18 protein-coding genes are annotated in these 23,798 nt (G+C 49.5%); 3 read left to right on the forward strand and 15 right to left on the reverse strand.

Annotation, left to right across the window (positions count from 1 at the left end; all coding sequences use genetic code 11):
* The 4 genes from bioD to G9F48_RS04900 are packed head-to-tail and all read right to left on the reverse strand — an operon-like array spanning nt 1 to nt 3,962.
* Complete coding sequence (bioD, locus tag G9F48_RS04885; RefSeq protein WP_024085380.1) at nt 1–702, reverse strand: dethiobiotin synthase; 702 nt, start codon at nt 700–702, stop codon at nt 1–3.
* Entirely contained in the window at nt 699–1,859 is a 1,161-nt protein-coding gene (bioF, locus tag G9F48_RS04890; protein WP_165409116.1) for an 8-amino-7-oxononanoate synthase, read from the reverse strand. The genes bioD and bioF overlap by 4 nt, the downstream gene beginning before the upstream one ends.
* On the reverse strand, nt 1,849–3,195 hold the full coding sequence (gene bioA, locus G9F48_RS04895) for an adenosylmethionine--8-amino-7-oxononanoate transaminase (RefSeq protein WP_165409117.1): 1,347 nt from the start codon (nt 3,193–3,195) through the stop codon (nt 1,849–1,851). The genes bioF and bioA overlap by 11 nt, the downstream gene beginning before the upstream one ends.
* Entirely contained in the window at nt 3,192–3,962 is a 771-nt protein-coding gene (locus G9F48_RS04900) for a 6-carboxyhexanoate--CoA ligase (RefSeq protein WP_015388156.1), read from the reverse strand. Before G9F48_RS04900 ends, bioA begins: the two co-directional genes overlap by 4 nt.
* A 278-nt stretch (nt 3,963–4,240) precedes the next feature.
* Here G9F48_RS04900 and G9F48_RS04905 point away from each other — a divergent pair, with 278 nt between their 5' ends.
* The 3 genes from G9F48_RS04905 (at nt 4,241) to G9F48_RS04915 (ending at nt 6,213) form a co-directional block, all read left to right on the forward strand.
* Entirely contained in the window at nt 4,241–4,648 is a 408-nt protein-coding gene (locus G9F48_RS04905) for a GtrA family protein (protein WP_043867177.1), read from the forward strand.
* 6 nt (nt 4,649–4,654) lie between these two features.
* The gene (gene galU, locus G9F48_RS04910) at nt 4,655–5,548 is read left to right on the forward strand and encodes a UTP--glucose-1-phosphate uridylyltransferase GalU (RefSeq protein ID WP_165409118.1); all 894 of its coding nucleotides are present in this window, start codon (nt 4,655–4,657) and stop codon (nt 5,546–5,548) included.
* Between the two features lie 74 nt (nt 5,549–5,622).
* Nucleotides 5,623–6,213, forward strand: a complete 591-nt coding sequence (locus G9F48_RS04915) for a DedA family protein (RefSeq protein ID WP_007410125.1) — start codon at nt 5,623–5,625, stop codon at nt 6,211–6,213.
* A gap of 52 nt (nt 6,214–6,265) precedes the next feature.
* Here the strand turns inward: G9F48_RS04915 and G9F48_RS04920 are convergent, their stop codons facing one another.
* The 11 genes from G9F48_RS04920 to G9F48_RS04970 all read right to left on the reverse strand — a co-directional run.
* Entirely contained in the window at nt 6,266–7,795 is a 1,530-nt protein-coding gene (locus G9F48_RS04920; protein ID WP_165409119.1) for an acyl-CoA carboxylase subunit beta, read from the reverse strand.
* A gap of 17 nt (nt 7,796–7,812) precedes the next feature.
* Nucleotides 7,813–8,592, reverse strand: a complete 780-nt coding sequence (locus tag G9F48_RS04925; RefSeq protein WP_025851038.1) for an enoyl-CoA hydratase — start codon at nt 8,590–8,592, stop codon at nt 7,813–7,815.
* A 13-nt stretch (nt 8,593–8,605) separates the two neighbouring features.
* Nucleotides 8,606–9,505, reverse strand: coding sequence for a hydroxymethylglutaryl-CoA lyase (locus G9F48_RS04930; RefSeq protein ID WP_102422651.1), 900 nt, complete (start codon nt 9,503–9,505; stop codon nt 8,606–8,608).
* 15 nt (nt 9,506–9,520) lie between these two features.
* On the reverse strand, nt 9,521–9,733 hold the full coding sequence (locus G9F48_RS04935) for an acetyl-CoA carboxylase biotin carboxyl carrier protein subunit (protein WP_007410121.1): 213 nt from the start codon (nt 9,731–9,733) through the stop codon (nt 9,521–9,523).
* Nucleotides 9,730–11,079 (reverse strand): acetyl-CoA carboxylase biotin carboxylase subunit, encoded by a 1,350-nt coding sequence (locus G9F48_RS04940; RefSeq protein ID WP_077722415.1) that lies wholly within the window; start codon nt 11,077–11,079, stop codon nt 9,730–9,732. The genes G9F48_RS04935 and G9F48_RS04940 overlap by 4 nt, the downstream gene beginning before the upstream one ends.
* A 21-nt stretch (nt 11,080–11,100) precedes the next feature.
* Complete coding sequence (locus G9F48_RS04945; protein ID WP_165409120.1) at nt 11,101–12,741, reverse strand: AMP-binding protein; 1,641 nt, start codon at nt 12,739–12,741, stop codon at nt 11,101–11,103.
* 44 nt (nt 12,742–12,785) lie between these two features.
* Nucleotides 12,786–13,928, reverse strand: a complete 1,143-nt coding sequence (locus G9F48_RS04950) for an acyl-CoA dehydrogenase family protein (protein ID WP_165409121.1) — start codon at nt 13,926–13,928, stop codon at nt 12,786–12,788.
* A gap of 140 nt (nt 13,929–14,068) precedes the next feature.
* Complete coding sequence (locus tag G9F48_RS04955) at nt 14,069–15,607, reverse strand: glycoside hydrolase family 10 protein (protein WP_165409122.1); 1,539 nt, start codon at nt 15,605–15,607, stop codon at nt 14,069–14,071.
* A gap of 121 nt (nt 15,608–15,728) precedes the next feature.
* On the reverse strand, nt 15,729–16,109 hold the full coding sequence (locus G9F48_RS04960; protein WP_058906078.1) for a DUF1360 domain-containing protein: 381 nt from the start codon (nt 16,107–16,109) through the stop codon (nt 15,729–15,731).
* Between the two features lie 75 nt (nt 16,110–16,184).
* Complete coding sequence (locus G9F48_RS04965) at nt 16,185–19,988, reverse strand: non-ribosomal peptide synthetase (protein ID WP_165409123.1); 3,804 nt, start codon at nt 19,986–19,988, stop codon at nt 16,185–16,187.
* Between the two features lie 18 nt (nt 19,989–20,006).
* Nucleotides 20,007–23,798 (reverse strand): non-ribosomal peptide synthetase (locus G9F48_RS04970; RefSeq protein ID WP_165409124.1); only part of this gene is annotated, 3,792 nt, incomplete at its 5' end.

Raw genomic sequence — 23,798 nt, forward strand, 5'->3', positions numbered from 1 at the left:
TTATCTCCCCATTTGTGTCAGATTCATGAAAGAGGAAACGTCTATATGTTTCTCAATCATGTGTTGAATGTTTTCCGGTGAAACGTGATCCAGCTTCGGTGTGATTCCCAAAATCGGAACTTTGCATAATGTTTCAATCATGCTCGGGTTTGTCTTCTCGTCCAGCCCCGGCCGGCTCTTTACGCCGTTGATCATAATGCCGAGAACCTCTATTCCCATGTTTTTCGCATATTCAACGGTTAAATATGTGTGGTTGATGGTTCCGAGATCAGGCCTGGCGACAATCACTGCCGGTAATTCCAAGGCTTTTATCAGATCACTGACTAAGTAATTTTCACCAAGCGGAACGGAAATGCCGCCTGCCCCCTCGACGATGAAACACTCATGACGATTTTTGATCTTACTCCAGTGGGCCATGACTTCATCCATGCTCACGGATTTCCCCTCAAGCATGGCGGCCGTGTACGGCGCAAGCGGCTCTTTCCATTCAAATGGCGTGATTTCTTCATGAGACAGTGCGGTTTGTGACATGTTTTTCAACAGCGAGGTGTCACTTTCCGGATGAGTCCGCGGCACGCCGCTTAAAAACGGCTTAAACACTCCGATATCCGCCTGTTTCTGCCTGAATGCCGCGGCAAGTCCGCAAGAAACGATGGTTTTTCCGACGCCGGTATCGGTTCCTGTGACAAAAAAACTTCTCATTTGTTTATATTCAGCTCTTTTCTAATGGAATCAAATGCTTCTGTCAGCTCGTCTATGTCCTGTAAGCTGCGATCCGCCGTAACGGTCAGCCTGATTCTGCTTTCGCCTTCCGGAACGGCGGGCGGGCGGATGGCCGGGGCGCAGATTCCCTTTTTCTCAAGCAGCGCAGCGGCTGAAACCGCTGTTTTTGCATCACCGATGATAACGGGAATAATCGGTGTATCCCCGCCTCTTACGATAAAGCCCATATCGGCCAGACGCGTTTTTATCTTTTTGACAGAAGACTGCAGCTCACGGCGCGTATCGTGCATATCTGATATGAGGTCAAATGCCGTATGCGAAGCCGCACAAATTGACGGCGGGAGGGCCGTCTGAAAAATAAACGTCCGCGCCTGATTCAGCAAAAAATCAATAAAAATGTTTGATCCCGCGGCAAAACCGCCTTCCGTTCCTACAGCTTTGCTTAATGTGCCGATGACAACATCAGGACAAATACCGAAATAGTCACTGGTTCCTCCGCCGTTTTCCCCGAGTACACCGGTTGCATGCGCGTCATCTGCTATCACAAATGCCTGATACTGCTTTGCAAGCGCCATTATTCGGTCAAGAGGCGCGATGGTGCCGTCCATGCTGAAAACGCCGTCTGTGACGATAAAGCGGCGGTTCCGAGTCTGGACGGAGGCAAGTTTTTTCTCAAGATCATCCATATCAATATGGCGGTACACGATGGTTTCCGCTTTTGATAAACGGCAGCCGTCAACAATGCTCGCATGGTTCAGTTGATCGCTTAAAATGACATCGCCTTTTTGAGGCAGTGAGGCAAGCACGCCGATATTCGCCAAGTAACCGCTTGAAAACAATAAAGCCGCTTCCGTCTGTTTAAAATCCGAGATTGTTTGTTCAAGTTTTTCGTGCCACACAGTATTTCCTGTCGTTAACCGTGAGCCGCCGCTTCCCGCTCCGAACCGGCTCAGCGCTGTTTGCGCGGCTGTGATCAGCCGTTCATCTTTTGACAGACCTAAATAGTCATTGGACGCCCAGGTCTGCCGCTTTTGCCCCTTGGTTTTAAGAGCGGTTTCCTGTGTTCGCAGCGTCCGATACAGCCCGTCTCTTTTCACCGCATCGAGCCTTCCGAGGAGCCATCCGTCAAAATCCACGGCCGGTCACCTCGGCTATCGCTTCTTTCATAATGGATATCATGGCTTGTAACTGGTCGGTTGTGCTGGCGAGCGGTGGCAGAAAGGCGATGACGTCTCCGAGCGGCCGTGTCAGCATACCCAGCTCTCTCATTTTCAAGGACACCTTGTAGCCCATCCGCTTTTCAGGCGGATAAGGCTGTTTTGTCCCCTTATCCTGCACAAGCTCTATGCCGCACATCAAACCGAGCTGGCGGACATCGCCGACATGAGGAAGCAGCTTCAGATCATGAAGAAATTTCGCAGCCGTTTTTGATTTTTCGGCGACTCGTTCAACGATGCGCTCTGATTCGAATAAACGCAGATTTTCAATTGCCGCGGCACAGCCAAGCTGATTTCCTGTATAGGAATGGCCGTGGAAAAATGTTTTCATTTTGTCGTAGTCATCGTAGAAGGCTTCATAAATGGCTTCTGTGGCAAACGTCACAGCGATCGGCAAATAGCCTCCCGTAATGCCTTTCCCTGCCGCCATCAAGTCCGGCTGGACGTTTTCATGCTCACAGGCAAACATTTTTCCGGTGCGGCCGAACCCCGTCGCCACTTCGTCAACGATCATTAACACATCATATGCCGTACACAGCTTTCGTACGCCTGCCAGAAAGCCTTCAGGCATGACGATCATCCCGGATGCGCCTTGCACCATCGATTCAATCGTAAGTGCGGCAATCTCTTCGTGGTGCTTTGCAAGCAGCTGTTCGAGCGCGTGAAGGCATTCATCCCGGCACTGTACGGGGTCACCGCTTTCAGATCTGTATACATAAGGAATCGGGGCTTTGTAGCTTTCAAACATCAGCGGGCCGTACACATGGTGGAAGAGTTCAATGGAGCCGACGCTGACGGCTCCGATCGTATCGCCGTGATAGCCGTTCTGCATCGAAATAAACGTCTGCTTCTTAGGTCTCCCTACGTTTTTCCAGTATTGAAAGGCCATTTTCAGAGCGATTTCCATTGCTTCCGCTCCGCTGTCGGAGTAAAAAACGCGTGTCAGCTTTTCCGGTGTGATGCCCGTCAGCATCTCTGCAAGTTCTGTTGCGGGAACGTTCGTCATACCCAGCAAAGTCGAATGAGCGATTTTTTCAAGCTGTTTTTGAATCGCTTCATCCATTTCTTTTTTGCGGTGGCCGTGTACATTGAGCCATACTGAAGAAAAGCCGTCATAATATTCTTTGCCGCTGATGTCTTTCAGCATGATCCCGTTTCCGCTTTCAATGATTAACTGATCTTCATCGTAATCTTTCATTTGTGTGAAAGGCAGCCAAAGATGCTGTTTACTTTTTTCAATCATTGATTGTTTCATATGTTCTCCTCCCGCTGAATGAATACAGGCTGTTTCTCTAAAAAATGGATACAGCTCTCCGCATCTATGGAGCCATCAGTAAAGAAAACCCGGCATCCGCTTTCATCTCCGGCATTCTTCATCTTGGCAATCCGCTGATATCCCAGCTTCTTTGCGGCAACGTAGCCTGTTATGTAATCAGGGTCATCTGACCAGCACAATTCGGCAATAATTCCCGGATGTGCGCAAACTTTTGCCGCGATGGCATGTGCTTCTTTTATTCGTGAATTTTCCGGCATGTTGTGAGTAAAAGCCCATTTTTGAAAATCAGGTGACGGCCAATCCACTCGGGATACCCGCACACCTCTATTCCCTCTGCAGTCAATGCGTTTTCCTGCCCGGATATCAAACAGGACCGCTCCTCTTGCTTCTGCATATTCCGCAATGTTTTCGTACGCTTTCTCGATCATGTGCGGAGGAATCCCCGCCTTTTGCAGAAGCTTGCGGGCGATTGCTTGTCCTTTTTCCGGCGTGTCTGTTTGATGGAGGGCAACCGGCAAAGGGCGGATCGTTTCGATCGGTTCATGAACGCTTTCAAGCTGAATCTGCATAAAATCAGGTATCCCTCTTGAGTGCGAGAAGCCTTTATGTAATAAGCCATCTACCGCTTCCTGTAAACCGCTGTAAGTGATGAGCCGTTCTCCGCCGGAAATGTGTTTTCCGCCCTGCTCATGGGGGGCGTTTCGGGAAGCTCTCATTCTGACGCTGTAATAGGTCTCTTCCCGCATGAAATCTCCCTCCTTTCTTTTACTTTGAAATTTAATGTTAACCAAAATAATAAAAGGTTAACACTCATACAGAATATTAGTGTCTTGCACGTAATATGTCAACATAAACTATAAAACTGTTAACTTAATGGGTTTTACAAAGCCTCATTACGTTTTCATGTTTTGTTCATATTTTAGTAATTGTTTATTCAACACTGTCCGCTAAAGTAATCCATATCAACAAATAGGACAGCGATCCGCATCTTACTTATGAAGGGAGGTCAAAACCGGATGCCGTTATGCTGAAAGAAAAAGTAAAGACAGCAGGCCGTTTTTGCACCGTGGGCGCCGGCAATACGCTGATCGATTTTGGTGTCTTCTTTCTTCTCACCGCTTGCCTTGTCCCCTATCTGCCGGCGCAGATCTGCTCCTATTCGGCAGGGATCATCAACAGCTATGTGTGGAACCGGAAGTGGACGTTTCGTGTAAAACGCAAGGCTGACGGGAAAGAGATCGTGCGCTTTCTCATCATTAATCTAGCAGCGTCGGGAATCACCTTTTTGCTGCTGTACGCGTTTCAAAAAGGCGGCTGTTCGCTTTTGGTGAGTAAGCTCGCCGCCACTATCGGCGGAATGATGATGAATTTTATCGGAAACCGAATCTGGGTATTTGGAGATTCGCTGAAAAACATACAGGATCAGGAGTGAAGATGAATGAGAAAAAAAGTGAGAAAAGCGGTCATCCCCGCAGCGGGTTTAGGAACGAGATTTCTGCCGGCGACAAAGGCGCAGCCGAAAGAAATGCTGCCGATCGTCGACAAACCGGCAATCCAATATATTGTCGAAGAGGCCGCAGCGTCAGGAATTGAAGATATACTGATTATTACAGGGAGAAACAAACGCTCGATTGAAGATCATTTTGACCGGTCGGCGGAGTTGGAATTCAATCTTGAGGAAAAAGGCAAGTCAGAGACGCTGAAGGAAATGCAGCGGATTGCCGATTTGGCCAATATTCATTACATCCGTCAGAAAGAACTGCTCGGACTAGGCCATGCAGTGCTGTGTGCGGAGCATTTTATCGGAGATGAGCCTTTTGCCGTTCTCTTAGGTGATGATATTATGGTATCTGACACTCCCGCTCTTTTACAGCTCATAGACGTCTATAACCAACACGGCACAGAAACGATCGGCGTACAGCCCGTCGATCCTGCTGATGTCAGCAAATATGGTATTATACAGACGGGGCGGCAGAGCGGTCATGTGTACCGGGTTGAGGATCTGATTGAGAAACCGGCCGTTGAAAAGGCGCCCTCTCATATTGCGGTGTTGGGCCGTTACATATTAACCCCTGCCATTTTTAAAGCGCTGAAGACGATCGGAAGAGGCGCGGGCAGCGAAATCCAATTGACAGACGCGCTGCGCGAAGTATGCCGCACCCGAAGCATTTACGCGCGGGAGCTTGAAGGAAGCCGGTTTGATATAGGAGATAAGTTCGGCTGTTTTAAGGCCGGCACGGAGATCGGGCTTCTGCGGGAAGAAATGAGACCGAAACTTTTAGCTTATTTAGAAGAGGTGTTAAAAAGAGAATCTGAAGAAATCGTGCGTTAAAAAATAATTTGTAACCATTTTGCTTGTCAATCAGTCATATAATTGGGTAAAAAGATAAAGAGGTTGTGAACAGTGTGGGCAATTTTATTAGTGAAATATTATCCTGGCTGACAAGTATGGGCTATTTAGGGATTGCGCTCGGATTAATGATCGAAATCATTCCGAGTGAAATCGTTCTGGCTTACGGAGGCTATATGGTGTCAGAAGGCACGATCAGCTTTATCGGCGCCATTGTCGCCGGTGTGATCGGGGGAACGATCGCGCAGTGCTTTATTTACTGGATCGCCCGTTATGGGGGACGGCCGTTTTTGGACAAGTACGGCAAGTACTTACTTCTGAAAAAGCATCATGTTGATGTTGCGGAAAACTGGTTTCGCCGTTACGGCGCCGGCGTTGTGTTCTCGGCGCGGTTTATCCCGGTCGTCAGACATGCGATTTCCATCCCGGCCGGCCTTGCGAAAATGCCTCTTTCCAAGTTTGTCATATTGACGACGCTTGCCATTATTCCGTGGTCTGTCATTTTCGTTTATCTCGGGTATCAGCTCGGGGGACAGTGGAAAGACGTAGACAGCTATGCCGGAATGTATACAACTCCGATCATTATATTGGCTCTCGTATTTATTGTTGTTTATTTTGTTGTGAAGAAAATGAGATCAAGACTGTGAAAAAAGACTGCATAAGAACGGCTGTGAGCCGGATCTATGCAGTCTTTTTTATTTATACCGGGTATACGGGGTGTTTCCGGTGTGTGAATGTCAGTTGTTTGGACATGTAAGCAGTGAGGCGTTTATTGAGTTCTTCCCGCAAGGAATCAGCAGGAACAATGCCGTCAATCACCATTTCAGAGGCAAGCCGGTAAAGGTTAATGTCTTCCTTATATTCATCACGCTTTTCTTGAATAAAAGCCGGCCTTTCTTCAGGGGCCAGCTCGCTGATTTTGTTTGCGTAGACCGCATTCACCGCTGCTTCAGGACCCATTACGGCAATTTGCGCAGTCGGAAGCGCTAAACAGCAGTCCGGTTCAAAAGCAGGCCCCGCCATCGCGTATAATCCGGCACCGTAGGCTTTTCTGACGATAACGGAAAGCTTCGGAACAGTCGCTTCCGCCATTGCGGAGATCATTTTTGCGCCATGCCTGATGATGCCCGCCTGCTCAACCTTCGTTCCGATCATGAATCCGGGAATGTCTGCTAAAAACAGAAGCGGAATATGGAATGCGTCGCACAAAGCGATAAATTTTGCGGCTTTATCCGCCGAATCGAGAAATAAAACTCCGCCTTTGACACGCGGCTGATTGGCGATAATGCCGACCGGCTGTCCGTGAATCCGCGCAAGCCCCGTTATTAATTCCTGCGCAAATAACGATTTAATCTCAAAAAATGAGTCTTCATCAATGACACGTTCAATTAAATCCATCATGTTGAACGGTGCGTTTTGATGTGCCGGGATGACATCTGAGAGCGGTTTTTCAAACGCTTTCGGGTTCTTAGATTTGTTGACGGGCGCTTTTTCAGTATAATTTGCCGGAAAGTAGCTGAGATATGTCTGCGCCATCATGATTGCTTCCTGTTCCGTCGGGGCGAGGAGATCACCGCAGCCTGATACGGAACAATGCATACGGGCGCCGCCCATTTCTTCAAGCGATACTTTCTCGCCGATCACCATTTCTGCCATGCGCGGGGAACCTAAGTACATGGATGCATTGCCTTCGACCATAATGACAATGTCGCAAAAGGCCGGAATGTAAGCGCCGCCCGCAGCGGAAGGGCCGAACAATAAACAGATTTGCGGAATGCGGCCCGACAGCTTTACTTGATTATAAAAGATGCGGCCGGCTCCCCTTCTGCCCGGGAACATGTCGACCTGATCCGTAATTCTCGCACCTGCGGAATCGACTAAGTACAAGAGCGGACACTGAAGCTTTTCCGCCGTCTCCTGAATGCGGATGATTTTTTCCACCGTTTTCGCGCCCCACGAGCCCGCCTTTACGGTTGAGTCATTTGCCATCACACAAACGGTTCTGCCGCCGATGGTTCCGATCCCGGTAACGACCCCGTCAGCCGGCAGTCCGTCTGACATGCACTCGGCGAAAAAAGCGTCTTCAACGGATATGCCGTCATCGAATAAAAGCTTCAGCCTGTCTCTTACAAAAAGTTTTCCCTTCTTTTCGTTGCTTGCATGATATTTCGCGGCTCCTCCCTTTTCAATCGTTTTGCTGCGTGTCTGCCGTTCTTTTTCGTAATCCATCCGAGTCCCTCCATGTTTTATTTTCCTTTGTATTCAGGGGGTCTTTTTTCTTTAAAAGCGCGCAGGCCCTCTTCTCTGTCAAGTGTAGGGATGACTTGTTCATATGCTTTTCGTTCGATTTCGAGCCCTGTATTGAGATCTGTCTCCAGACCCTTGTTTATCGCGGATTTTGCTTGTCTGACGGCGATCGGCCCATTAGCGGCGATGCGGCCGGCCAGTGCTTTTGCTTTTTCCATAAGTTCATCGGCTTCACAAACATGCTCGATCAGCTTCATGTCTTTTCCCTCTTCGGCAGAAAGCCTTCGGCCGGTATAGATCAATTCTTTTGCCGCGCCGGGGCCGATAAGCCGGGGCAGTCTCTGCGTTCCGCCCGCCCCGGGAATGATTGCAAGCCCTGTTTCAGGAAGGCCGAGGCCCGCCCGGCTGACGGCTGTTCTGATATCGCAGGCGAGAGCGAGTTCAAGGCCTCCTCCGACAGCGGTTCCGTTCAGCGCTGCAATGACCGGCTGCGGGAGAGCTTCAATGGATGCAGCCGTTTCACCGATACGCCTGACGCTTTGCTTAACTTGTTCATGATTCATCCCCGCTCTCTCTTTTAAATCAGCGCCGGCGCAAAATGTGTTTCCGGAGCCGGTGAGAATGACACAGCGAATGGATGGCGAGTTTTTGATGTCTTCAATCACACGCTGTAAATGATCAATCATTTCTGAAGACAGTGAGTTGGCCGCATGCGGGCGGTTCAGCGTGATCAGACCGATCGTTTCTTGACAGACGGAATACAAGACGCAATCTCCCATGGCTTCTCCTTTCTCATTTCGTTCTGAATGCCTGCAGGTTTCTGCTTGGCAGATCTTTGCCTATTTTATCCGCGATCCAGTCGGCGGCATAAAGAAGTTTATTCATGTCCGTCCCGGTATCAATCCCCATTTGTTCGAGCATATAAATGACGTCTTCTGTGGCGGCGTTTCCTGCTGATCCCGGAGCATACGGACAGCCGCCAAGCCCGCCTGAGGAAGTATCGAAGGATGTAATCCCCATATCAAGAGCTGGAATGATATTCGCTAGAGCCGTTCCTCTTGTATCATGGAAATGGAGTGCGATTTTTGAGGCGGGAATTCTCGGCAAAAGGGCTTCAAGCACGGCTATGACCTGCAAGGGGTTTGCCGCGCCGATTGTGTCGCCGAGCGATATTTCATCAACATCCATTTCGAGCAGGGTGTCTGACAGGCGGATGACTTGTTCGACCGGCACGTTCTGTTCGTACGGACAGCCGAACACAGTAGACAGATAAGCTCTCGTCGCCATTTTTTCAGCTTTTGCTTCAGTAATAACCCGCCTGAGCTCTTGAACGGTCCGGTCAATCGGTTTGTTTACGTTTTTTTGGTTATGGGTTTCGCTTGCAGATAAAAATACACAGGCCTGATCGATTCCGCCTTCTGCAGCATGCTCCAGTCCGATGAGGTTCGGAACGAGAGCCGCGTAGACCGTATGTTCAGATCTGGCAATGCCTTTTGCTACGTCCAGGCTGTCACGAAGAGCCGGAATCCATCTCGGATGCACGAATGATGTCACTTCGATATAGGGAAGGCCTGTTTTTGACAGCATATTGATCCACTCAATCTTATCTTCTGTATCCACCCACGCCGATTCATTCTGCAAGCCGTCACGCGGTCCTACTTCATTGATGCGGACATGTTTCGGACAGTTCATGCTGCACCTCCCGTTTTATTGAAGTTCAATCAGGACCTCTCCTTCATCAGTGAAATCACCTTCTGATTTTTTCACTTCTTTCACCGTACCCGCTGCATCAGCGATAATCGGAATTTCCATTTTCATAGATTCCAAGATGGCCACTTCCTGCCCTTCTTCAATGACATCACCCGGCTTCACATGAATTTTCCACAGGTTTCCCGCCATCTGAATTTTTATGACGCTCATTTTGACGCCCCCTCGTTCATTGTTTGTAAAAAACCGGTTGTTGCCTCACCCTTTTCAAACACTTCTGAATGGGCAATTTTTGTCAGCAGCGGAATGTTGGTTTTAATCCCTTCTACATGATATTCGCCAAGGGCGGTTTTCAGTTGTTCAATGGCCTGTTTTCTCGTATTCGCCGTGACGATCATTTTGGCAATCATCGGATCGTAAAACGGAGAAATGACGCTTCCCTTTTCGACGGCGCATTCGTGTCGCACTGACGGGTGTCTTAAAACGGAAAAAGACGAGATGGTACCGGGTGACGGGTAAAAGGTGACCGGATCTTCCGCATAGATCCGCACTTCTATCGCATGACCGCGGTGATTGATATCTTTCTGCGAGAAAGTCAGCGCCTGCCCGGCGGCGATTTTCAGCTGTTCTTCCACAAGATCCAGTCCTGTAATTTCTTCTGTCACCGGATGCTCCACCTGCAGTCTTGTGTTCATCTCTAAAAAATAGATTTGTTTCTTTTGGTCGACGAGAAATTCTATTGTGCCTGCATTTTGGTAGCCGATCGATTTAGCGGCTTTAACGGCGGTTTCACCGAGTCTTTGTCTTAATTCATCGTCAACAAACGGCGACGGCGCTTCTTCTATCACTTTTTGGTGGCGCCTTTGTACTGAACAGTCACGTTCAAACAGATGAACGGTGTTTCCGAAAGAATCTGCGAGAATCTGAATTTCAATATGACGGGCATTTTCAATGACCTTTTCCATATACATTGCGCCGTCTCCAAAAAAGGACGCGGCCCGCTTTTGATTGCCTTCGAACGCTTTGGCCAGCTCTTCTTCTGAATGTACGATCTGCATGCCGATTCCGCCTCCCCCTGCAGACGCTTTCAGCATGACCGGAAAGCCGATGGCACGGGCTTCGGCTAAGGCGGAGTGAACATCGGGCAATGGCTCTGAAACACCGGGAACGATCGGGACCTTTGCTTTTTGCATCGTTTTTCGGGCCTCTATCTTGCTGCCCATCTTGGCGATGATATCACCGGGCGGGCCGATAAATGTGATTTGTTCCTTCCGGCAGCGTTCGGCGAACAGGCTGTTTTCTGACAGCAGCCCGTAGCCCGGATGAATGGCGTCCGCTCCGGCGGATTTGGCGGCTTCTATGATTCTGTCGATATGTAAATAGCTTTCATTTACTCTCGATTTACCGATCGGATAGGCCTCATCAGCCTCTTTTACATGCAGCGCGTCCCGGTCGGCTTCTGAATACACAGCTGCCGAGGGGATGCCGAGACGTTTGCAGGTGCGGATAATTCTTAAGGCGATTTCTCCTCTGTTGGCAATCAGGACTTTTTTAAACAAATGTGAAGCACTCCTTTTTCATTAAGTTAATTTGAGCTCTTCAATCGTTTTTTCCCGCAGCTTGAATTTCTGAATTTTTCCTGAGGCTGTCATTGGATATTCATCTGTAAACAAAACATACCTGGGGACTTTATAGCGGGCGATATGTTCTTTGCAAAAGGTTCTGATGTCTTCTGCGGAAGCGGTTTGTCCGTCTTTGAGCCTGACCCACGCCGCGGCCTCTTCTCCGTATTTCGGATCAGGCACGCCGACGACCTGAACGTCTGCTACTGCGGGATGCCGATATAACATTTCCTCAATTTCGCGCGGATAGATATTTTCGCCGCCCCTGATCAGCATGTCTTTCAGACGGCCCGTGATTTTGCAGTACCCGTCCTCGTCCATGACCGCCAAATCACCGGTATGCAGCCAGCCGTCTTTGTCTATCGCTTCTTCGGTCGCTTCTTGATTTTTATAGTAACCTTTCATGACATGATATCCGCGGGTGCAGAGCTCTCCTTGTTCACCCCGGTCGGCTTCTCCGGATGTTCCGGGCCGAACGATTCTGACTTCGATATGGGGAAGTGCGCGCCCCGCTGTTTCCACTCTTCTTTCAAACGAATCATCCGTTCTTGTCTGCGTAATGACAGGTGATGCTTCGGTCTGTCCGTAGGCAATGGTAATGTCGGTCATCCCCATTTTGCCGATCACTTCTCTCATGACTTCCGCCGGGCATGGCGAGCCTGCCATAATCCCGGTTCGGACGTGGGAAAGATCATATTCAGAAAAACGGCTGTCATTTAGGAGGGCGATAAACATCGTCGGTACACCGTGCAGAGCCGTGCAGGCTTCTTGCTCCACCGTTTTCAGAACGGCCGGCGGAGAAAACTGTTCGATCGGAATCATCGCCGCACCCGCGGAAACACACGCCAGCACGCCGAGCACACACCCGAAGCAGTGGAAAAACGGCACGGGAATACATAAACGGTCACTTGAAGTAAGCTTCATGCATTCTGCGATATTGGCCGCGTTATTTACGATATTAAAATGTGAGAGCATAACGCCTTTCGGAAATCCGGTCGTACCTGATGTATATTGCATATGAATGCAATCATCCTTTTTCAGGCTGTCCATCCTTCCGTCAAGCGCTGCATCCGTTACAGCTTCGCCATCCTTCAGCAAAGAATCCCAGCGGTGCATCCCGGGCGGACTTTTATCACCGATATATAACACCGTCCGTAAAAAGGGGTAACGTTTCGAACGCAGCCTGCCGTGCTCACAAGTTTTCAGCTCCGGAATCAGCTTATTCACCATCTCAACATAAGATGTCTGCCGGTAGGAATCCATGATTATCAGGGCCGAGACGTCTGAATGTGCCAGCAGGTAATCGAGTTCTGCGATTTGAAAATTTGTATTGATGGTGACCAGAACGGCGCCGATTTTCGCCGTTGCAAATTGCGCCGCGAGCCATTCCGGTATGTTGGATGCCCATATGGCCACATGATCTCCTTTTTTAACTCCCAGCTTCATCAGCCCTTTTGCGGTTTGCCGGCATAACCGGTCAAACTCGGCATACGTATAACGAAGGCCGCGCTCAGGGTAAACAACCGCTTCGTGATCCGGAAAAAGCTCCGCGGTCCGCTCAAGCAGCTTTCCGGCTGTTAAATGGATAAGTTCAGCCATATGACCTGCCCCCCTCCATCCTCGTCTTAGTAAACGTTTTCATTTCACTTCAAAAGCTGTCTTGCGATGACCATTCTTTGAATTTCTGACGTTCCTTCGCCAATCTCCATCAGCTTTGCGTCACGAAGCATACGTTCGACACCGCATTCTTTCATATAACCGGAACCGCCATGAATTTGGATGGCCTGAAGGCATGTTCTGACGGCCATTTCTGAAGCATAAAGCTTGGCGAATGCCGCTTCTTTCGTAAATGGCAGATTTTGATCCTTCAGCCATGCCGCTTTAAGCACCATTTGTCTGGCAAGGTCAATTTCCATCGCCATATCGGCCAGCTTAAATTGAATGGCTTGAAATGACGATATCGGACTGCCGAACTGCTTGCGTTCCTTCGCATATGACAGCGACGCCTCCAGTGCGCCTTGAGCGATACCGACAGCCAGTGCCGCAATCGAGATCCGCCCGCCGTCTAATGTATATAAAAATTGTTTAAAACCTTTTTCAGGATCACCGAGCAGGTTATCGGCAGGCACCCTGACATCCTCCAGCACAAGCTCGGCCGTATCCGAGCCTCTCACACCCATCTTGTCGTACGGATTTGTGATCGTAAATCCCGGTGTGTCTGTCGGGACGATGAGAGCTGAAATGATCGGTTTTCCGGCGGAGTTCTTTCCCGTAACGGCGGTGACAATGACCGTGCGGGCGTAATTTGCGTTTGTGATCCAGCATTTTTCTCCGTTTATCACATAGTCATCGTCCTTTTTCTCGGCTTTTGTCTGGGTACCGCCGGCATCTGAACCGGCATTCGGCTCTGTCAGCCCGAATGATCCGATCGCTTTTCCCGAAGCAAGCGGAATAAGATGTTCTTGCTTTTGCTGTTCAGTACCGAAATAGTATAATGGGCTTGCGCCGAGTGACACGGCGGCCGCGTAGCTCAGCCCCGTGCTGCCGCAGGCTTTTCCGATTTCTTCAACCGCTGCTGCATATGAAATGGTGTCACCGCCCGCCCCGCCGTATTCTTCCGGAAACGGAATTCCGAGCAGCCCGAGTTCGCCTATTTTTTTAAATGTGTCTATCGGGAAGACGGCTGATTGATCAACCTCATGGGCTTTCGGGGCAATTTCATTTTTGGCGAAATCTCTGACCATTTCGCGCACCATCTGTTGTTCTTTTGTCAGTTGAAAATTCATTAACCTTCCTCCTTCTGCTGCTTTCTACATTTTATTAATGGGGGTCTTTATTCATTCCATCCAAATAAAGTCTGAACATTCGGACTCATCCATCGCAAAAAAACTGACAGCGCGGCAACTGTCAGTTTTATTAATAATGGCTATTTAATCGTCCGTTTTGCGGAGGGACGGCTCTCATGGTGAAGCCTGTCAACGGAAGTAACGATATAGGTGCAGGCTTCTTTCGCCCGAATATCAGTATCTGAAAATGTCTGAGTCCGTGACGATGTTTTTCTGACTGTATCCACTAAATAAGGCTGCTTTCCCTTTTCTGCGCGGTAAATGGCGTAATAAGCCGTTTTTTTACCGTTGGATTTCGCATCTTCGATATAGAGTGTATGGCCTGAAGCGTTCTTCTCCGCCCGTTTGACAGACGGTTTTTTTAAAGCCGACTGTCCGAGCCAAGGCATCTCGGGAATTAATGCGGGCCGGCTGTACATGTCTTTGATCAAACGGTTTTTCACATCGAGCGGATTACGGTTTAAATCCTTTAAACTGAAATGCATGCTTCCTTTAATCCAAGCTGATCCCCTGTTTAGCGTAATCTGTCTTCCGTATTCCCCCGGGTCGGCCCAGGCCGGATCAGCATTGTTGTTGATTTTATAAGCTGCCTGCCCGATATATAAATGCACCGGCCGATTGTTCACTTCTTTTCCCCACCAATCCGCTAAGACGTCATATGCCGCCGCTTTAAATCCGATACTCCAGTAAATTTGCGGTGCGATGTAATCAATGTATCCTTTTTGGATCCATTCTCTTGTATCAGCATATAAGTCATCGTAGTTCCGCACCCCGGCGGCCGTTTCGGAGCCTGTCGGATCATCTGCGGCATTTCTCCATACGCCGAACGGGCTGATTCCGAATTTGACATAAGGTTTTTCTCGTTTGATGGTTAGGTTGATTTCTTTTACAAGCCGGTTGACGTTATCCCTGCGCCAGTCATCAATTGATGCAAATTGAGCTTTTCCGTACCGTTCGTATTCCGCCTGATCGGGGAATTCCTGTCCGGCAATTTTATAAGGATAAAAATAATCATCCATATGAACCGCATCAATGTCATAACGGCTGACCACCTCTTTGATTCCATCCGTTATAAATTGTCTTACTTCCGGAATTCCAGGATTATAGTACAGCTGTTTTCCGTATGCAGCGACCCAGTCCGGATGAGAACGCGCGGGATGATCGTCTGAAAGCGCATTCAAATTTGTGTGATTCATCGTGATCCGGTAAGGATTGAACCAAGCGTGAAATTCAAGATTCCGTTTATGTGTCTCTTCAACTAAAAAAGCAAGCGGATCGTATCCGGGATTTTTGCCTTGTGTTCCTGTCAGATACTCTGACCAAGGCCCGTAATCTGATGGATAAAAAGCATCAGCCGCAGGCTTAATTTGGACGATAACGGCGTTCATCCCCATCTCCTGAACGTCATCCAGCAGCTTGCTGTATTCTCTTTTTTGCTCTTCCGGTGACAGCCCTTTTTTAGAGGGCCAGTCGATATTGGTGACAGACGCGATCCAGACGGCTCTCATTTCTCTCTCCGGCTGAGCGCCGCTTGCTTGTGCGGATGCTGAGAACGTAAAGATGCCGGCTGTCAGTACAACGGCCAAAAACCATATCATGCTAAAACGGCAGCTTTTCATGTTTTTCCCCCTCTCTGCTTTACGGTATTCCGAAGCATTCCGGGCGGTGAATCAGAAAGCCTGCTTTGCTCCTCTCAGCCTAAAAGGGAAAGAAAAAAGTCCTAAAGCGAATCAAAACGCTTCAGGACTTTTTATGTTTTATGGCGGCGAGCACGTCAATGACCTTCGTTCCGACGCCGACGCATGTTTCAAGAATGGCCTGCGCTCCGGCGATGGACAAAATGAAAATAACCGGATGTGCATAGCGGGGCCAGACCAAATAGCAGATGCCGATCAATATGGCGCACCAGATGCCCGCACACCAATAACATTGCAGCATATAACCGAATGCGGAGGAAGGGACTTTTTTTTGGACGGCGCGCCCGTTTTGATCGACGGTTTTTTCTTGTTTTATAAAGGGTTTTCTTATGAATTCCGTAATCTTATCAAATACGATCAAATGGGTCAGCCGGTAGCTGGCAAGAATAATCATTACATACGTAAGCCAAGATAGGTTCGTCATCTCAAAGCCTCCAAAAAAAACTGAGTGTGATTCCCCTATCTTGCCCTTTGTCTTCTTCAGTCATTCTGCCGGATGTTACAGATTCCGCGCCAAGCGTCTTCCGCTGTTTGCAATGATGTCCAGTATGATCTCGGCATTTTTGTGTGCAAAGGCGGGTTCAAACATATCTTTATGAGCTCCCTCGCCCTGATATTCCTGGTAGAGTCCCGTTGTGGCGCCTTCCCATTTCTTCGGCTCAGACTCAGCATTGTGCTCTTCCTTTAAGCCGGCCTCGATAAAATGGAGGTTTGCCGCGATTTGGCCGTCATTTATCAGTTCCGCCCAGTACGTTTGATAGCGCTCTGTTTTTCTGATGACCGCTTCCCTGACGGCTTCCGGGACATTTTCGGCTGTTGCGTTTGTTGGCTGCTGCGGCAGTGCGTCAAGCTTTCTGTACGCGTCTGCGATAATGACGTCGCTGATTTCTAAGCCGCGCTTTTCCATCGCTTTTGCAGCCTCGAATGCCGTATTGCCGCCCGCTGAATATCCGAAGAGGATGTAAGGGCCTTCCGGCTGGATTTCCAGCATTTTATCAATGTATTGTTCCATTCTGCTGTCTTCTTCAATAAAGTTAAAACCGTACACAGCAGCCCGTCCATTTAATGCCGCCGCCAGATCTTTAAAGAAAATGCCGAAACCTGAGATAGGCGGAAAACAGAAAAGATTGCGGCCTTTCGGCTGATTCAGTCTGCTGATATGCTGTTCGGCAGCTTCTGACAGTGTGTTTGAATACAGCTTTTCAGCCAATTGTTCGATTGTCGGATATTCAAATATCATTTCAATCGGGACGTCCATCTGCTGCCTGGTCTTCAGCTGATGAATCACTTGCAATGCTTTCAAAGAATGGCCGCCCAGCTCAAAGAAGTCATCCTGTATGCCCAGCTCCCCGCAGCCGAGGATCGGCGTCCAAATGTCGATCAGCTCACGCTCTACCCAGTTTCGTGGCGGAACGGCTTTTGATGAAGCTTTTTTCCGTTCCGGCGCAGGCAGCCCGCGGCGGTCCACTTTGCCGTTTGCGGTAAGCGGCATACGGTCAAGCTTCATCACATACTGCGGAATCATATAGTCGGGAAGCGACCTGGCCAATAGGGATCGAATGGCTCTTTCTTCAGCATGTGCGCCTGTATAATACGCACAAAGGGTTGCTTCTTGTCCTTCGTCTGACACGATGACTGCCGCTTCCCTGATTCCATCAATTTCAGTCAGCCGCGCTTCAATTTCGGCCGGCTCGATACGCTTCCCGCGAATCTTGAATTGACGGTCGATACGGCTGATGTATCCGATGCTTCCATCCGGCAGCCAGTGTGCCAAATCCCCTGTTCTGTAGATCTTTTCTTCAGGATGAACCGGATGGCTGACAAACGCTTCACTTGTTAAATCAGGCCTGTTTAAGTAGCCTTTGGCAACCCCGTCCCCGCCGACACAAAGCTCACCGGGCACGCCGATCGGCGCAAGTCCGCCATTTTTATCAATGATATACGCGGTTGAATTGCTGATCGGTTTTCCGATTGGGATCGGCTGAGAAAAATCGTGCCTGATTTCGTAAAAGGTAGAAAATGTCGTATTTTCCGTCGGCCCGTATATGTTATAAAGGCTGAGATTCGGACAGCGGTGTCTGACCTTATTGATGAGCGCCGGGGACAATGCTTCTCCGCCGACATATAAGGTGTGCAATCCGGAAAACATCTCCGGATCCGCCTGGGCAAACTGGTTAAAGAGCGCCGTCGTCAAAAACAGAATCGTAATACGATTGGAACAAAGATAATTGCTGAACCTCTCAGGGGCAAGCATTGTCGTGCGGTCAACCACATGAAGGCACGCTCCGTTCAATAGCGCTCCGAAGATTTCAAACGTCACTGCGTCAAAACCGATGGACCCTGTCAGAATGAGACGGTCCGTCGTGTCGGCTGACGTGTAATTGCTGTTTGACACGAGCGATACGACGTTGCGGTTGGAAATCATTACGCCCTTCGGTTTTCCTGTTGAACCGGATGTATACATAATATAGGCAAGATCATCAGGTGACGTAACGGTATTCAGTTTTCCCGCATCAGCTGTTTGTTTTTCAGCTGCAGCCGGGATAGAGATGATGTGAGAAAAGTCAACGTCAGTCTCAATCCCTTTTTGTACCGTTAACAGCTGTGCTCCGCTCTCAGTGAGCATATCGGCGATCCTGTCGGATGGCAGTTCTGCATCGAGCGGAAGGTACGTCCCTCCCGCTTTCAATACAGCGAGAACAGCGATGATAAATTCCGGTGAGCGTTCGGCAAGAATTCCGGCAATTCCTTTTGGCGCCAAACCGTTTTCCAGCAGGATGCGGGCGAACGCAGTTGACCGTTCATCGAGCTCCCGGTACGTCATCGTCAGCCCGCCGGCGTGAAGCGCCTGATGGTCCGGGGTTTTCTTCACCTGTCGGCTGAACAGGCTGATAATGCTTTCGTCTCTTTCATAAATTGTTTTCGTGTCATTAAATTCGCCGATTATTCTTGATTTTTCCTTTTGTCCGAGCATCGGAAGCCGATCAGCGGGAACATCGGGATTGAAGGCGGCGCCGCGCAGCGCTTCTTCCAAGTGTCCTTTTACGCTCTCTATCCATACTTCGTCATAAACGTTCGCATTGTAGCTGAATTTGATGATCAGCTCATCGCCGGGCGCTATGATGAGGTTAAAATCGTAGCCCGATTGTTCCGAAACATTAACATTCCCGATCCGGAACGGTGCATCCGATTCCTTTTCCGCGTCTCTCATCTGCTGCTGAATCGGATAATTTTCAAACACGATGATATGGTCGATTAAATCCTGTTTCAGCTCAGTCTGAGATTGGATGTCAGCAAGCGGATGATAACTGAACGCCTCTGAATCAAGCATTTCTTTCTGGCTGCGGCCCAGCAGTTCTCTAAAGCTTTCGTCACCCGTTTTAATGCGTACCGGCACGGTATTGATAAACAGCCCGATCATGCTTTCCACGCCGTCAATGACGGAAGGCCGCCCTGATACGACGGCGCCGAATACGGCATCGTCCGTCCGGTTGTAGCGCTGCAGCATCAGGCCCCATACAGTCTGCATAAGAACCGCGAGCGTAGCGCCCTCTTCTTTGGCGATGGTTTTCAGCCTGTCGGTCAGATTTTGATCTAAAGAAAACAGGAGCTCTTTCTTACGGTAGCCTTTTTCCTGGGGACGGGCCGATATTTTCGGGAGTCCTGAGGGTGTCTCGCAGCCTGCTAAATATCCTTTCCAATACTCAGAAGCCGCGTCTTTGTCCTGATCAGTCAGCCATGTAATATACGTGCTGTAAGGCTTTGCGGGCGCCAATGTGACGGGTGAGCCTGATTCAATCGCCCGGTACATATGCATGAATTCCTGAAGGACGATACCGAGGCACCAGCCGTCCATAAGGATGTGATGGTGGCTCCAGACGCATACATATTTTTCCTCAGCCGTTTTAAACAAAGACACACGCATCAGCATATCCTTTTGCAAGTCAAAGCCTTTTAAGCGGTCACGTTCCTTAAATCGCTGTAAGTAGGCGCTCTGTTCCGCTTCATCCAAATGTGTAAGATCTTCGCGGTGCAGCCGGAATTCCCGCTCACGCAGCACGACTTGGCGGGGGCCGTTCAGCTGAGCGACATGAGGTAAAAAAACCGTTCTGAAAATATCGTGACGGCTGATGACAGACTGTACGCTTTGCTCAAACAATTCCGGACGAAGCCGGCCTTTTATGGTGAAGACGGATTGCTCGATATATGCAGCCCCCTCCTTTTGCAGAAAGGAATGAAAAAGCATTCCTTCCTGCATTCGGCTGAGGGGATAAATATTTTGGATATTTTTTGTTTTGTCCATGTGTTCCTCCCGCTCGGTTTAGTGGAAGCTGAGTAAGTCGGCAATATCCTGCAAGGCTTCCTCAGTCAGCTCCCGATCATCAAAGTCACTGACAGTCTTCTCCGTATCGGTTTTGCTGAGGCAGTGTTCCGACAGTTTCAGGAGATAATACCGGCAGCTTTCGGACAGCCGTTCGATCGTACCTTGCCGGAAGCGTTCCGTTTCATAGGAAATGCTGACGGTCATCCGGCCTTTTGCCGCAATCGCGCTGATTTCAAGTGACTGCTCCCGTTTCCATGTATCTGTCACATCATCTCCGCCTCCCAAAGGAGAAAACTGAAACGCGTCAGGCTGTTCCGTTTCTGCCGAACTCCCGCCGGGCGCATCGAATTGTCCGAGATAATTAAAGCTGATCTCCGGTGTTTTCCCGAAAGTCATCCCGGCAAGCTTCGGCGGTGTTAAATATTTGAGGACGCCGTATCCGTTCCCTTTATCCGGAATGCGCCGCAATGTGTCTTTAACGGTTTTCAATGTGCGAATTTCATATTCTTCAAGAGGTTCATAAACTCCGCTCCGGACAAGCACCGGGTAAATGGAAGTGAACCACCCCACTGTCCTGCTGATGTCCGCACCTGCCTGCTCCGATTGGCGTCCGTGTCCTTCAAGGGCGATTTTCAAAGCGTGCCGCGGCGACCACTTTTGAACGGCAAGCACGGCGGAAGCCAACAGCACATCTTGCGTATCCGTATTGTAGGCGCTGTGCACATCTTTCAACAGGGCGTCCGTTTCACTTTCTGTCAGAGTGAAGGATACCGTGTTCCGTTTTTTTGCAGGAGTTTGAGATAGACCTGCCTGCTCGTAAGGAAGACTTTCCGTTTCATAGTGTTCAATCTCCCGCCAATACTCCGCCTGCTGAAGAAGCTGTTTACTTTCGGCATAATCGGCCAGCTGCTCCGTATATGTTTTGAATGACATGGTTTTCGGAGGGAGTTTGATTTCCTGTCCAGAGGCGGCCTGCTCATAAGCAGAAGCCAAGTCTTCCAATAAAATCCGCCATGATATCCCGTCGACAGCGAGATGATGGACGGTCAGAAACAAGTAATCTTCTGCTTCAGAGCGGAACAGCCCCGCCTGTACCAGCGGCCCGTTCTCCAAATCCATGTTTCTCTGAAGCTCTGCGACGCGGCGTTTTATAACACGTTCCTTCTCATGCTCATCGCCTTCCGTTTCTAATATGGTCAGGTTGTAAAGCTGCTCATCTGCGAGGTCAGCCGGTCTGTTGAAGAGGAGAAGAGCTTTCTCTTCGTCTTTTTTGCAGACAAGGCGCAAGGCATCATGATGAACGGTAATGGCTTTTAACGTTTTCCTCAGAGCCTCTTCATCTATTGAATTTGTTCTCGTCAGCATGACGGACTGGTTAAAATGATTTGCTTCCTTCATGTCTTGTGTGAAGAACCATTTGTGAACCGGCGACCACTTCACTTCTCCTTCTGCGGGAGCTTGGCTGACCGGCTGCCGCTCTGTACGGACATAAGGAGCCAGCTCTCTAATTGTCGGCCGGCTGAAAATATCTTTTACGGCGATCTGTTTTCCTGCCTGATGTAATCGGGCTGATACTTGCAGGGCTTTGATGGAATCGCCGCCCAGTTCAAAAAATGATTGATCCGCGGCAATGTTTTCAGTTCCGAGCACTTCGCTCCAAATCGCGGAAAGCTCTTTTTCCAAGTCGCTTTCAGGCTCCGTAAAAGCCCGTCCGGTGTGCGCTTTTTTCCGCGGCTCAGGAAGCGCGCGGCGGTCAAGCTTCCCGTTCGGTGTGACAGGCAGGGCTTCAAGTGTTTCAAAGAACGCCGGCACCATATAAGCGGGCATTTCATTTCTGAGTGCCTGCTGCACGGTTTCACTTTCTGTTCCTTCTTCTGTCACGATATAAGCGCATAGTTCCGTTTGGCCTGCTGATGCGGACAGAGCGGTAACGGCTGCTTCCTTGACACCTTTTATGCCTGTTAAGGCCGATTCAATTTCTTTCAGTTCCACCCGGTAGCCTCTGATTTTGACTTGCTCGTCCATTCGGCCGATATATTGCAGCGTGCCGTCCGGCAGCCATTTTGCCAGATCGCCCGTGCGGTACATGCGCCGGTTCTTGTGGAACGGGTCTTGGACAAAGGCTTGGGCCGTTTGCTTAGGAAGATTGCGGTACCCTCTTGCAAGGCCGGAACCCGAAATGCAAAGTTCTCCCGTTACACCGATCGGCTGCGGGTGATCCCCGTTTAAAATATAAACGTGTGAATGCTCAATCGGACGGCCGATCGTAATGTTCTCACTTTGTTCTATATGTCTTGCCGCTGTAGTGGCGACGCTGTTTTCCGTCGGGCCGTACTCATTGGCAAGCTCCGTGTGAGGACAAACTGATAAACTGCGGCTGATAATGTTTTGGTCGACAGCTTCTCCAGCTAATGTGACAATTCTGAGAGACTCTGCATCCCCCGGCTCCAGTACGTCAAGCAGTGTACGGTACAGTACGGGAACAATGATCATGTGAGTGATGCGGTAAGATGCAAGATAGTGTTTAATGGCAAGAATATCTCTTGCTTCATCTTCAGCTGGAACGGCCGCCTTCGCACCTGAAATCAGCGGTGTGAACATACTTGTTACAAAACCGTCAAAGGAAAATGAAAAAAGCTGAAGAACTGTATCTTTCTCATTCAGATCATAAAATCCGCTGCGCCATTGAAGGGTTTTGCTGACGGAACGATGTTCGACCATAACCCCTTTCGGCCTGCCTGTCGTCCCGGACGTGTAAATGATGTAAGCCAAATCTTCCGGTGCTGATAATGGCTGAACCGGTGATGCGTCTTGTTCTTGGATATCCTCCAGTGCGAGCACTTCACCTTTAAAATGATCAGGCACTTGATCTATCGCGCCGTGTACGGTAAGGAGAAGCGCTGTGCCGCTGTCTGAAATGATATATCGCTTGCGTTCCTCCGGGTATTCAGGATCTATCGGGACGTAGGCGCCCCCGGCTTTCCAAACCCCGAAGACTGCGGCGACTTGTTCCGGTGATCTTGGTATCACAATGCCGACGGCGGCATTCGGTCCGATCTGCCGTTTTTGCAGAGCTCTGGCGATTTTATTCGACCATTCATCTAATTCTTTATATGTGACCAACGTTTCCCCGCTGATAAGGGCTGCCGCATCCGGTGTTTTTCGCGCCTGAGTGATGAACAGTTCATGAACTGTTTTTTCAGGCAGCTGTTTATCCGTCATGCCGTTAAAGTCCGAAAGAATTCGGTCCCGTTCCGCAGCAGTCAGCATGCTGATCGCTTGTATAGAAGTTTCCGGTTCACGGACAATGTGTTCAAGCATCGTCATAAAGTGGGAAGCCCAGCGCTGCATCGTTTCTTTCCGGAATAAAGACGCCGCATATTCAAACAGAAAATGAATCTGTCCCCCGCCTTCAGAAGCCTGCAAAGTGACATCAAATTTGGAAACCGGACGGGACACGTTCGCAGGCTGAATATGCAAACCGTCCAACAGCAATTCCTCATGTTCCATATTCTGAACGACAAGCATGGCATCAAACAGCGGATTACGGCTTGTGTCCCGCTGCACGCCGATCCGCTCCACAAGCTCTTCAAACGGGTAGTCCTGATGTTCATACGCCTCAAGCGCCGCCTGGCGGACTTCCGCCAAATAATCGGTGAACCGTTTGTCTCCTTTCGGCTCCGTTCTGATGGCAAGCGTGTTGACGAACATCCCGAGAATCGGTTCAAGGTCTTTGTGCGGACGCCCGGCAATCGGCGAGCCGACGATGATGTCTTCCTGCCCGCTCAA

The sequence above is a fragment of the Bacillus sp. EKM420B genome, assembly GCF_011065565.1.
In the GTDB taxonomy this organism is placed as follows: domain Bacteria; phylum Bacillota; class Bacilli; order Bacillales; family Bacillaceae; genus Bacillus; species Bacillus velezensis.

Coding starts and splice junctions, on each gene's coding strand:
- bioD (WP_024085380.1), bottom strand. CDS start 702: ATGAGAAGTTTTTTTGTCACAGGAACCGATACCGGCGTCGGAAAAACC.
- bioA (WP_165409117.1), bottom strand. CDS start 3,195: ATGAAACAATCAATGATTGAAAAAAGTAAACAGCATCTTTGGCTGCCT.
- G9F48_RS04945 (WP_165409120.1), bottom strand. CDS start 12,741: ATGGCTGAACTTATCCATTTAACAGCCGGAAAGCTGCTTGAGCGGACC.
- galU (WP_165409118.1), top strand. CDS start 4,655: ATGAGAAAAAAAGTGAGAAAAGCGGTCATCCCCGCAGCGGGTTTAGGA.
- G9F48_RS04965 (WP_165409123.1), bottom strand. CDS start 19,988: ATGGACAAAACAAAAAATATCCAAAATATTTATCCCCTCAGCCGAATG.
- G9F48_RS04925 (WP_025851038.1), bottom strand. CDS start 8,592: ATGGGAGATTGCGTCTTGTATTCCGTCTGTCAAGAAACGATCGGTCTG.
- G9F48_RS04905 (WP_043867177.1), top strand. CDS start 4,241: ATGCTGAAAGAAAAAGTAAAGACAGCAGGCCGTTTTTGCACCGTGGGC.
- G9F48_RS04950 (WP_165409121.1), bottom strand. CDS start 13,928: ATGAATTTTCAACTGACAAAAGAACAACAGATGGTGCGCGAAATGGTC.
- G9F48_RS04955 (WP_165409122.1), bottom strand. CDS start 15,607: ATGAAAAGCTGCCGTTTTAGCATGATATGGTTTTTGGCCGTTGTACTG.
- G9F48_RS04900 (WP_015388156.1), bottom strand. CDS start 3,962: ATGCGGGAAGAGACCTATTACAGCGTCAGAATGAGAGCTTCCCGAAAC.
- G9F48_RS04935 (WP_007410121.1), bottom strand. CDS start 9,733: ATGAGCGTCATAAAAATTCAGATGGCGGGAAACCTGTGGAAAATTCAT.
- G9F48_RS04930 (WP_102422651.1), bottom strand. CDS start 9,505: ATGAACTGTCCGAAACATGTCCGCATCAATGAAGTAGGACCGCGTGAC.
- G9F48_RS04920 (WP_165409119.1), bottom strand. CDS start 7,795: ATGGATTACGAAAAAGAACGGCAGACACGCAGCAAAACGATTGAAAAG.
- G9F48_RS04960 (WP_058906078.1), bottom strand. CDS start 16,109: ATGACGAACCTATCTTGGCTTACGTATGTAATGATTATTCTTGCCAGC.